Source organism: Pedobacter sp. AC163, from assembly GCF_979258665.1.
The window spans coordinates 3,347,865-3,359,356 of the sequence record NZ_OZ409872.1; the positions used below are offsets into that span (position 1 = coordinate 3,347,865).

Consider the following 11,492-nt stretch of genomic DNA (forward strand, 5'->3'; position numbering starts at 1 on the left):
AAAGTAACATTCAAGCTCCGTCATTTCTGTGTTTCAGTGGCTAATAATTGTTTATAAAACCCGTAACAACAAACCTTTCAAATATTCTCCTTCAGAAAAAGAAATTCTAACCGGGTGATCTTCAGGTTGACAAAACTGTTTAATGATTTGAACTTCTTTACCTGCATCAAGCGCTGCCCAGGCAATAATTTGTTTGAAAGTTTCGATATCTACGGCGCCAGAACAAGAGAAAGTCGCCAGTAAACCGCCCTTCTCCAGCAAAAGCATACCTAATCTATTCAAATCTTTGTAGGCTCTTGCCGCTCTATCCAAGGCTGAACGAGATGGTGCATATTTTGGTGGATCGAGTACAATTACATCGAATAATTCGCCCGACTCTTTAAAAACTCTCAACTGTTTATTTACATCAGATTGGATGGCTGTAACTTTAGCCGGATCAAATTTGTTAAGCGCTACATTTTGTTTAAGGGTTTCTATGGCTAAGCCAGAACTGTCTACACTGGTAATACTGGCTGCCTCATTTGCTAAACTATTTAAACTGAAACCGCCACTATAACTAAAACAATCCAATACTTTTTTGCCCTTGGTATAACTGGCTAGTATTTTTCTGTTATCGCGTTGATCGCAATAAAAGCCAGATTTTTGACCTTCGGCGATGTTGATATGATAAGCAATACCGTTCTCTTTAACTTCTAAAAACTCTGGCGGATTTTCACCCCAAAGCAAGCCGTTTTCAACTGGTAGACCCTCATGAGTACGGGCAGTAGCATCGCTTTTATCAAAAATTCCTTTGGGTTGAAGTTCCGCTTTTAAAATTTCTACTATATCATTTTTAACGCTCTCGATTCCGGAACTTAAAATTTGTAGAGAGAGAAAATCAGCATATTTATCGACAATCAAACCCGGTAGGAAATCAGCTTCGCTGAATACTAAACGGCAGGTATTGGTTTCCTCGTTAAGGATAGATTGACGGGAAGCAATGGCCTGCTTTAAACGTTTTTCGTACCATTTTTTGTCGATGATTTGTGTTTCATCCCATTCTAATAAACGAACGGCAACTCTAGAATTACTGTTGAAATAGCCATAGGCTAGAAATTCATGATCAAAGGCGGAAACTTTAACCACTTCTCCATTTTCAGGCTTTCCTTTTACTTTTTCAAGTGCGCCCGAAAATACCCATGGATGTCTTTGTAGTGCAGCTTTTTCTTTCCCCTTTTTTAATACGATTTCTACCATGCAGCAAAGGTAATAATTAGTTTGGAGTTGGGAGTTCGGTGTCGTGAGTCATAAGTCTCGATTCGTGAATTACTCAAGCCTCTAAGTTGTGTGGCCGGAAAAATTGAACTTTGGAATCGCTTACCGCAAGACGCCCAACGCAATCCGCTTTACAAAAATCTGTTTCCGATGTTTTTCTGCATTCTTACCAGTTCAGTGTCAAGAATTTTAGTCTCAAATTCAGTAATTTCCCTCTTGGCCTCAATCATCGAAATTAAAAGTTCTGTAGCTACTTGCCCCATTTCAAAAGCGGGCTGTTTTACCGATGTTAGGGATGGAGAAAATAATTCGACCAGGTTGGAGTTGGTAAAACCGGCAATGGCAATTTTATGGGCAACCTCTGGATTGGTTTTTTTCAAAGCCATGATACAACCGGTGGTTAGTCTATCGCTGGAAATAAAAATACCATCAGGTTTATAAGGCAAAAGTTCTTTTACTGCTTGCTCCAGTTCTGCAGAATGCATTCCTCCGTGCTGGCAATATTTTACTAATTCAGGTTTAAATTCGATATGATATTTTGCCAAAGCCGCCTGATAGCCTTTTAAACGCTCTTTGGTGATGGATAAATTCTCAGAATTCGTTAAATGTGCAATCGTTCTCTTCCCCGATAAAATCAGGTGTTCAGTAGCGTCAAAAGAACCTTTGAAGTTGTTGGCAATCACTTTGTGTGTGTCAAAATCTTCCGGTACGCGATCGAAAAAAACGATCGGCAGTCCTTTTGAATATAAATTCCGGAGATACGTGATGTCTTGTGTTTCGGAAGAAAGTGCGATGAGCAAACCATCAATCGATCTTGATGCAAGATGCTCCACGTTAAGTTTTTCCTGCTTGTGCGACTCGTGACTTTGAGAAATAATTACGTGGTAGCCGCGATCATAGGCGATGGATTCTATACCGTTTATTACCTGTGAAAAGAAGTTGTTGGCAATCTCACTCACAATAATGCCGATGGAATAACTTCGCCTTTCCTTTAAACTTAGGGCTATCGGATTGGCCCGATAATTTACCTTTTCCGCATAAGCTAAAACAAGCTTTTTGGTTTCTTCACTAATCTCATAACGATCTCGCAAAGCTCTGGAAACCGTCGAGGTTGATAGTCCGAGCGCCTTGGCAATGTCTTTTATGGTTGAAGTTTCAAATCTCATTTTATGGCAATGCGTACAAGTTACAAAAAATATATTTTATGGCATTCTTGAAAGCTATATTAATAAGCGTTAAAAAGACGTTTTTGGGAACGTTTGCACACTTTTTTGGTTAAATCTGATTTCTAACCATTTTAAGTTTGTAAAATTGTTACATCAATCTAACCAAATATTAACCAACAAAAACATGCTGCAATAGAATTATATTCTTTCTGCAATGAATTACCCAATTCTTTAGCAATTAAATATTCAATAAAATTTAATAATTATGAGCAAATTTCTACTCGTTTTATCATTTCTATCTATTTTTGCGTTTTCTGTAGCCAGGGCACAAACCAAGCAGTTTACGGGAACGGTTAAAGACAAGGCAGACGGACAACCATTAGTGGGCGTTAGTGTAACTGTAAAAGATTCGAAAACCGGTGGCAGTACCGATGCAAATGGCGTATTTAAAGTTACCGTGCCTCAAAAGGGCGGTGTGCTTACGTTTACTTACATTGGGTATAAAACCCGAACCATCACACTTGCTGAACAAAGCAAATTGGATATCACTTTAGAAGAAGATGCCAATACACTGCAAGAAGTAACCGTTAATATTGGTTATGGTGTGGTTAGGAAGAAAGATTTAACCGGAGCGGTTTCTTCTGTTGGTGCAGATGTGATTGCTGCGGCGCCCGTTTCTTCTGCATTAGAAGCCATCCAAGGTAGGGTAGCCGGCATTAACATTGCCACTACTGAAGGTTCGCCCGATGCAGATTTAGTGGTTCGTGTTCGCGGTGGCGGTTCAATCACTGGTGATAATTCTCCACTTTATATTGTTGATGGTTTCCCGGTAGCTTCGATCGCTGATATAGCGCCGCAAGATATCGAGACTATTGACGTATTAAAAGACGCATCATCTACCGCCATTTATGGATCGAGAGGTGCAAACGGGGTAATTTTGGTTACTACGAAAAATAGTAAAGATGGCAAAACATCGGTAAGCTACAACGTTTTTACCGGCGTTAAGCAGTTGGCCAATAAACTGGATGTGTTACCACCAATTGACTATGTTACTTGGCAATATGAAAGGGCGCTTTTAGACAAGACACCAAATGATTACACGCAATATTTTGGCAACTATCAAGATATTGATTTGTATAGAAATGTACCCGCTAACGATTGGCAGGAAATCATTTTCGGTCGTACTGGAACTACGTTTAACCAAAACCTAAACATTAGCGGCGGTGGTGAAAAAACGAAGTACAGCTTAAGTCATAGCTTTGTGAAAGACAAAGCCATTATGCAACTTTCAGATTTCGAAAGACAGAACATCAACTTCAAATTAAATCACAAATTATACAAAGGCTTAACGCTTGATTTCGGTTTGAGATACGCAGATGCTAAAACGAAAGGTGGTGGTGCAAATGAACAAAATGAGGTTTCTTCTGCCGATTCCCGTTTAAAAAATGCCATGCTTTATCCATCATTTCCAGTACCGGGATTAACCACTACTACCGAAACGGACGATGAATTTAATCTCTACAATCCATTGATTTCTATTTCTGATAATGATCAGTATGTACATCGTAAAACCTACAACATTAATGGGGCGATTAGTTATGATATCATCGAAAATTTAAGATTGAGGTCTGAAGTAGGTTATGATGGTTTTAGAAACGATATGGATCGCTTTTATGGCACCACAACTTATTACGTTAGAAATGTGCCGTCCGCGGAGAACCAGAATCTTCCGGCAATTATATTTACCAATACCAATAGAAACAGCATCAGAAACACCAATACCTTAAATTATAATTTCAGTAAAATATTAGGTAAAGATCATAACCTGAATATGTTATTGGGCCAGGAATTTATTAAAACAGAATTGGGTGTTTTAACCAATGTGGTGCATGGATTTCCAAAATCTTTTGGTTTCCAGGAAGCAAGAGTATTATCAACGCAAGGAAAAGCCAACTCAATTGACAATAACTTTTCTCCAGATGATAAGTTACTTTCATTTTTTGGAAGGGCAAACTATGATTTTCAAGGTAAATACTTGTTAAGCGCTACGTTCAGAGCAGATGGTTCATCTAAATTTTCGCCAGAAAATCAATGGGGATATTTTCCTTCAGTTTCTGGTGCCTGGAGAGTTTCGCAAGAAGACTTTATGAAAGGAACCAAAGCATGGTTAACAGATTTGAAACTAAGAGCAAGTTATGGTACGGCTGGTAACAATAATATTCCTCCCGGCCAAATGAACCAGACTTTCCAAAACTCTGTAACCACATGGGTTAATGGCTTTAATAACTACTGGGCAGCATCAAAAACCATGGCTAACCCCGATTTGAAATGGGAAACTACGGTAACTAAAAATATCGGATTGGATTTTTCATTATTCAATTATCAACTTACCGGTACCATTGATGCCTACTTAAACCGTACGAAAGATTTATTACTTCAATTTCCGGTTGCCGGTACTGGTTACGATTTTCAATATCGCAATATTGGCGAAACACAAAACAAAGGACTGGAGTTTTCATTGAACTGGAATGCCATTAAAAAAACAAATTTTGATTTGAGTTTCAGTGCCAACATCAACTTCAACAGAAACAAAATCATCTCATTGGGGGCAATTAAAAACATCAACGGTACATCCAATTGGGCATCAACAGAAATTAATGTCGATTATTTAGTAGAAGAAGGATCATCAGTTGGAAGAATTTATGGCTATCGCAATGCAGGAAGATATGAAGTTTCTGATTTCTCTGGATACAATGCAACCACTGGTGCCTGGACCTTAAAACCAGGCGTAGTTGATGGCAAGGAATTTTTAGGAACGATTCGTCCGGGTACAATGAAAATTGAAGACCTTTCCGGCGATGGCAAAATAGATCTTTCAGACAGAACGGTTATTGGAAATGCAAACCCGTTAAATACCGGAGGTTTTTCAGTTAATTCCAGAATTTATGGCTTTGATATTGGTGCTTACTTCAATTGGAGCTATGGTAATGATATTTACAATGCCAATAAAATTGAGTATACATCAACCAGTAAATACAGTTCCAGAAATATGATTTCCATTATGGAAAGCGGTAGCCGCTGGAATAATCTTCGTGCTGATGGAACCATCAGTAACGATCCTGCTGAACTTACAGCGATGAATGCAAATACTACTTTATGGTCGCCATATATGAAAACTTTCGTTTTAAGTGATTGGGCTGTAGAAGATGGATCTTTCTTGCGTTTATCTACATTAACATTGGGTTATACTTTGCCATCAAGAATATCTGAAAAGCTGAAAATGAAAAAATTAAGGGTTTATGCTTCGGCCTATAACCTTTGGTTGTTAACAAATTACACAGGTTTCGATCCAGAGGTTTCTACCCGCCGTAGAACCAACCTTACGCCGGGAGTAGATTACTCGGCTTACCCTAAAAGCCAGTCGTTTGTATTTGGTTTAAATGTTAATTTCTAATTTTTAAGAATATGAAAAAGATTATATATATCCTGTTTTTCATTGCAGGGATAACTACCTTAAATAGTTGTAAAAAGACGCTGGAAGCACCAACTAAATCATCTTTGGATGAATCAGTAATTTTTTCTACGCCAGGTTTAGCAGAAGGAGCGGTTGCTGGAATTATCCAATCTTTTGGCGAAACCAATTCTTATCGCGGTCGTTTTTTAGTGTTCTATGGCATCAACAATGATACTGAAGTAAATAATGGTTTAAAAGCAACGGCTGATGATAAGTCGCGGCTTTCAAATTACAATGCGAACGTAAATAACGGGCAGATGAATACGGATAACAATGCCTGGGCGAAGTTTTATGAAGGCATTGAACGAGCAAACTTAGCAATTAGAGGTATCCGAACTTATGGTAACATTTCAAGTAGTCCTCAAATGGCACAAATCCTAGGCGAGATATTAACGCTTCGTGCCGTTTTATATAATGATTTAATTAAAGGTTGGGGCGATGTTCCTGCCCGTTTCGAACCGATTACAACAGCTACAACTTATCTGGCCAGAAATGATAGAGATGTGATTTATAAACAACTTTTGAAAGATTTGGATGAAGCAGCAGGTTATCTGCCATGGCCAAATGAAAATGCTACAACTGCTAAAGTAGAGCGTGTAAGCAAGGCTTTTGCAAAAGGTTTAAGAGCACGTTTGGCCTTGGCTGCAGGTGGTTATGCACAACGCTTGGATGGTACAGTTCGTTTAAGTACCGATGCCGATTTATCGAAAGATAAAATGTATGCCATTGCTAAAAAAGAATGTGTAGATATTATTAATAGTGGCAAACTTCGCTTATTGGGTTTCGAGGAAGTTTTTAGAAAACTTAATGAAGAGGCCGGTGCAGCAGGATTAGAATCTATTTGGGAGATTCCTTTTAGTGAAGGTAGAGGCCGCGTGATTTTTGATTTGGGAGTGAAGCATTTAAAAACAGATAAATACACCGGTCAGAATAAAGGTGGCACCAACGGACCTAACCCAATTATGCTTTACGAGTATGAAACAGGTGATGTTAGAAGAGATGTTACCGTTGTACCTTACGAATGGGATGGTGGCACTGGTGATACAGGCGGATATCAGGTTCCCTCGAGTTTAGGCCGTTTATATTTTGGTAAGTACCGTTACGAATGGATGAAAAGACGCGTGACCTCAACCAACGATGACGGCTTGAATTGGATGTATATGCGTTATGCCGATGTAGTTTTAATGGCCGCTGAATCCATCAATGAGTTGGACGGGCCAGCTGCTGCAGCTCCATATCTAAAAATGATCCGCGATCGTGCTTTCCCTGGCAATGCAGCAAAAGTAACTTCATTTATGGCGTCTGCAACGGCATCTAAGCAAACATTTTTTGATGCCATTGTAAACGAAAGAGCATTGGAATTTACAGGCGAAATGTTGAGGAAAGGTGATTTGATTCGCTGGAATTTGCTGAACACAAAAATCGCTGAAGCAAAAACGAAGTTGCAACAATTAGAAAACAGACAAGGTAAATATGCAGCACTTCCGTTAAAAATATATTATAAAACAGCTGCCAATGGAGAAACTGTCGAGATTTATGGTTTAAATTTTGGCGATACCGATGCTCAGGGTGTGGCTTTAGGTTATACTGCTAATAAAGCCTGGACGATGGTGGCTACAGGCGATGCTTCTACTTATTGGGATGCGCTAGCTGTTAAAGATCCAAACGCACAACAGGTTTGGCCGATATGGCAGGTTTTCTTAGACTCATCTAACGGATTGTTGAACAACAAAAACTTGAACTTATAATGAACAAGGTTATGAATAGAAATAAACTATATACCATCGTTTTCTGTGTATTGACCTCAATTAGTTTATTGGGTTGTAAAGATGATGTAACAGAAGAAATTACAAAACTGCAAGTAGACAGGGCATTTTCGCCAACAGGCTTAACTGCTACCATTGTAGATAAAACTGGCGTTAGATTAACCTGGAAGGCAGTTAATAATGCAAAAACTTATACAATTGAAGTTTTTGAAACTGCTGATTTCTCAGGAACGCCAACAAAAACAGTTGATAACATTACATTTCTGCAAGTGCCGTATACCTTGACAGGTTTGGCTGGCGATACGCAATATTCCATCCGTGTAAAGGCGGTTGGCGAAGGGGTAACAGATTCAAAATATGTTACGGCTACTGCTAAAACCGATGCAGAACAAATTTTTCAGAATGTAAATACGGCTAAATTAACGGCCACTTCTGTAGCGCTAAACTGGCCCGCCGGGCAAGCAGCTACTACCATTACCTTAACTCCAGGCAACATTACCCGCACCATTACTGCCGCCGAAGTTGCTGCAGGCGAAGCCGTAGTTACCGGTTTAACAGGCGAAACTTTATACACGGCAAAACTGCTTAACGGTGCGAAAGTTCGTGGAACCATTACTTTTGCAACTCCTCTTGATTTAGGTGGAGCAATTGCCGTAACACCTACAGATAACTTGACTACCTTAATTGCTAACGCAAATGCTGGTGATGTTTTTGCCCTTTTTCCAGGTACTTACAATATCAATGCAGATTTGTTGATCACAAAAACGATCTCGATAAAAGGGGCAAAACCTTCAGATAAGCCAATTATAAAAGGAGCTGTATTTAGAATGAAGGCTAACGCAGGCTTATCGTTAAAAGACCTGGATATTGATGGAACAGGTGCATTGGATGGTAATCAAACCATTGTTTATACCGATGCATCTGATGCTGCTTACGGAAACCTCTCGATTGAAAATAGTAATATCAAAAACTACGTGAAAGGATTTATTTATGTAAATGTTAAAGCGCTAATTGAATCAGTAACGATCAAAGGAAATTTAATCAGCAATATTGAATGTAATGGAGGTGATTTTATCGATTTTAGAACTGGCTTGGCCAAAACACTAAACTTCTCAAATAATACGGTTTATAATTCTGTTCTCGCTAGAGATTTCTTCAGGATGGATCCAACAGGTTCTACGAACTTCCCAGCATTTGCCTCAATTATTACTGTGGCCACAAACACATTAAATGGAGTTTGCAACGGTGCTGCAAATAGATTATTTTATGTTCGTTTGGCTAAGCATGAAATTTATTCTTCTAAAAATATTATAGCCAATTCTGGAGGTATTTTAACCAACCAGGCTTCAACTATTATTGTGCCAGCAAACTTTATTGCAAACAATTATTTCAACGCACCAACCTATATGGCTGGTAGTGCAACATCGGGTGCGAAGTACGATACAGGAACCTTTACTACCTTAAATCCTGGATTTACCAATGCAGCTGCAGGTAACTTTACCATTAGCCAATCAGATTTGAGAACTAATGGGGTCGGAGATCCGAGGTGGAGAAATTAATATCCCTATTTATATTCAAGGGCAGATTTTATCTGCCCTTTTTTATTGGAATTTAAATTCTAGCGTTTAAATTTATAGCATGAGTCAGCCCACATTTTTTAAATACTGCATTATTCTTTTTCTAGCATTTACTTTCATTCAGGCAAATGCTCAGGATCCTAAATACCCTGCAGAAATTACGGTTGCTCAAAATGGAACTGGAAACTACAAAACCATTCAGGAAGCCATCAATTCCATTCGTGATTTAGGAGAAAAACAGCTAATCATCAAAATTAAAGATGGTACCTATCAGGAAAAAATCGTTATTCCTTCCTGGAAGATAAACCTGAAACTGATAGGAGAAAGTAAAGAACATACCATCATCACCAACAGTGATTACTCAGGGAAACCGGTTTCTGTAGGCAAAGATGCATTTGGTTTGGAGAAAATGTCTACTTATACTTCTTACACGATTTTAGTTCAGGGCAATGATGTTTCGTTGGAAAACCTAAGCATTGTAAACGCTGCTGGTCGTGTTGGGCAGGCGGTGGCATTACATGTAGAAGGCGACCGTTTTATAGCGAAGAACTGTAACATTTCAGGCAATCAGGATATGTTGTATGCGGCAACAGAAAGTAGTCGCCAGTTTTACCAGGATTGCTTTATCGAAGGAACAACTGATTTTATTTTCGGGAAATCGACCGTAGTTTTTCAGAATTGTACCATCAAAAATTTAAGCGATTCTTACATTACAGCGGCCTCAACCTCACGAAATCAAACTTTCGGTTTTGTGTTTTTGAATTGCAAAATCATTGCTGATTCTTCCGTCTCCAAAGCTTATTTAGGACGCCCATGGCGGCCATATGCCAAAACGGTTTTCATTCACTGCGAATTAGGAAAACATATTTTACCTGCCGGATGGAATCCCTGGAAAGGTGACAAAATGTTTCCCGATAAGGAACAAACCACACTTTATGCAGAATATCAAAGCGTAGGTTTGGGCGCTTCGCCATCAACCCGACTTCCATGGACTAAACAATTATCAGATAAAGAAGCTAAAAAATACACTCTTAAAAATATCCTCAGCGGATTTGATCACTGGAATCCTTTAACGAATTTATAATGAATAAACCAAAATTTTATGCCGGCTTTGGCATGGCCCTTCTTGTGCTATTATTTGCTTTCAAATCTCAACAGAAACAAATAGTTCTATATATTATTGGCGATTCTACTGCGGCAAATAAAGCAGCAGATAAGTTCCCGGAAACGGGTTGGGGCATGGAATTGCAGCCTTTCTTTAAGGAGGAAGTAAAAGTAGACAACAGGGCTTCAAATGGTAGAAGTACTAAATCTTTCCGTGCTGAAAAGCGTTGGCAACCGGTTTTGGATAATTTGAAAGCGGGCGATTATGTATTTATTGAGTTTGGGCACAATGATGAAAAAATTGATAAGCCAACGGTTGGTGTTTCCTTAGCTGATTTCAAAATCAACCTTGTTAATTATGTTAATGAAACTAGAAGTAAAAAGGCCATTCCCGTATTGCTTACACCAATTTCGAGGAGAAGTTTTAAGGATGGCGTTCTCGTAGATTCGCATGGCGATTATCCAAAAATTACAAGATTGGTTGCGGATTCTTTAAAGGTTCCGCTGATTGATATGCTGGCTAAAACAGAAAAGTTATTGAACAAATTAGGTGATCAGGCATCTATAAAATTGTTTCTGCATGTTGATTCCGGATATGTAAATTACCCCAAAGGGAAAAAAGATGATACACATTTAAGTCCAGATGGTGCACAACAAATAGCTGGTCTGGTAGTGCAGGGAATTAAAGAAAACAAATTGAGTTTGGTGAAGAAATTGAAATAAAGGGTTGCTGTAGCCATTTGCGAGTGAGATTACTTTGCTAATATCTTTAACCCAGTCGTTACCCAGAATTTATTTCAGGACCTTATTAACATGTTTAATATTCTTTTCAGATACCAAACCTCTGATTGCCACCCGTATAAATTTCGTTCCGTAGGAACGTTTCATTGGTAGAACATGATAAACGTTATGCCATCGTTCCGTAGGAACGTTTCATGAAGAAAACGATGTAACGAATAGGGCGATTAATGGGTGTTAATTAATTCAAAAAGAAGATCATAAAACGTTCCTACGGAGCGAAATTGAAATTATTATTTTTTCTACCGAGGATACGTTCCTACGGAACGAATGAAGGTTTTTCTAGTGTTAAGATATCATGAAAGGTGTTGAA

The 11,492-nt window shown here is 38.7% G+C and carries 7 protein-coding genes; 5 read left to right on the top strand and 2 right to left on the bottom strand.

Going from position 1 to position 11,492, the window contains the following annotated elements; genetic code table 11:
* Nucleotides 1-51: 51 nt before the first annotated feature.
* Together ACZZZK_RS14470 and ACZZZK_RS14475 are read right to left on the bottom strand one after the other, a co-directional pair.
* A complete protein-coding gene (locus ACZZZK_RS14470) occupies nucleotides 52-1,236 on the bottom strand; it encodes a class I SAM-dependent rRNA methyltransferase (RefSeq protein WP_463484755.1) in 1,185 nt (394 codons plus the stop codon).
* A gap of 149 nt (nucleotides 1,237-1,385) precedes the next feature.
* Entirely contained in the window at nucleotides 1,386-2,420 is a 1,035-nt protein-coding gene (locus ACZZZK_RS14475; RefSeq protein WP_056848099.1) for a LacI family DNA-binding transcriptional regulator, read from the bottom strand.
* Nucleotides 2,421-2,685: 265 nt separating this feature from the next.
* Between ACZZZK_RS14475 and ACZZZK_RS14480 the strand changes: the two genes are divergently transcribed.
* The 5 genes from ACZZZK_RS14480 (at nucleotide 2,686) to ACZZZK_RS14500 (ending at nucleotide 11,104) form a co-directional block, all read left to right on the top strand.
* Complete coding sequence (locus tag ACZZZK_RS14480) at nucleotides 2,686-5,874, top strand: SusC/RagA family TonB-linked outer membrane protein (RefSeq protein WP_463484756.1); 3,189 nt, start codon at nucleotides 2,686-2,688, stop codon at nucleotides 5,872-5,874.
* An 11-nt stretch (nucleotides 5,875-5,885) separates the two neighbouring features.
* The gene (locus ACZZZK_RS14485; protein ID WP_463484757.1) at nucleotides 5,886-7,682 is read left to right on the top strand and encodes a RagB/SusD family nutrient uptake outer membrane protein; all 1,797 of its coding nucleotides are present in this window, start codon (nucleotides 5,886-5,888) and stop codon (nucleotides 7,680-7,682) included.
* Nucleotides 7,683-7,693: 11 nt separating this feature from the next.
* Nucleotides 7,694-9,259 carry a DUF4957 domain-containing protein gene (locus tag ACZZZK_RS14490; protein WP_463484758.1) on the top strand — a complete coding sequence of 522 codons (1,566 nt, stop codon included), beginning with the start codon at nucleotides 7,694-7,696 and terminating at the stop codon, nucleotides 9,257-9,259.
* Nucleotides 9,260-9,338: 79 nt separating this feature from the next.
* On the top strand, nucleotides 9,339-10,361 hold the full coding sequence (locus ACZZZK_RS14495; protein WP_463484759.1) for a pectinesterase family protein: 1,023 nt from the start codon (nucleotides 9,339-9,341) through the stop codon (nucleotides 10,359-10,361).
* The gene (locus tag ACZZZK_RS14500; protein WP_463484760.1) at nucleotides 10,361-11,104 is read left to right on the top strand and encodes a rhamnogalacturonan acetylesterase; all 744 of its coding nucleotides are present in this window, start codon (nucleotides 10,361-10,363) and stop codon (nucleotides 11,102-11,104) included. The genes ACZZZK_RS14495 and ACZZZK_RS14500 overlap by 1 nt, the downstream gene beginning before the upstream one ends.
* Nucleotides 11,105-11,492 lie beyond the last annotated feature (388 nt).

Excerpts from the sequence above, each read along its gene's own strand:
- ACZZZK_RS14500 (WP_463484760.1), top strand. The coding sequence starts at position 10,361 with ATGAATAAACCAAAATTTTATGCCGGCTTTGGCATGGCCCTTCTTGTG.
- ACZZZK_RS14475 (WP_056848099.1), bottom strand. The coding sequence starts at position 2,420 with ATGAGATTTGAAACTTCAACCATAAAAGACATTGCCAAGGCGCTCGGA.
- ACZZZK_RS14480 (WP_463484756.1), top strand. The coding sequence starts at position 2,686 with ATGAGCAAATTTCTACTCGTTTTATCATTTCTATCTATTTTTGCGTTT.
- ACZZZK_RS14490 (WP_463484758.1), top strand. The coding sequence starts at position 7,694 with ATGAATAGAAATAAACTATATACCATCGTTTTCTGTGTATTGACCTCA.
- ACZZZK_RS14485 (WP_463484757.1), top strand. The coding sequence starts at position 5,886 with ATGAAAAAGATTATATATATCCTGTTTTTCATTGCAGGGATAACTACC.
- ACZZZK_RS14495 (WP_463484759.1), top strand. The coding sequence starts at position 9,339 with ATGAGTCAGCCCACATTTTTTAAATACTGCATTATTCTTTTTCTAGCA.
- ACZZZK_RS14470 (WP_463484755.1), bottom strand. The coding sequence starts at position 1,236 with ATGGTAGAAATCGTATTAAAAAAGGGGAAAGAAAAAGCTGCACTACAA.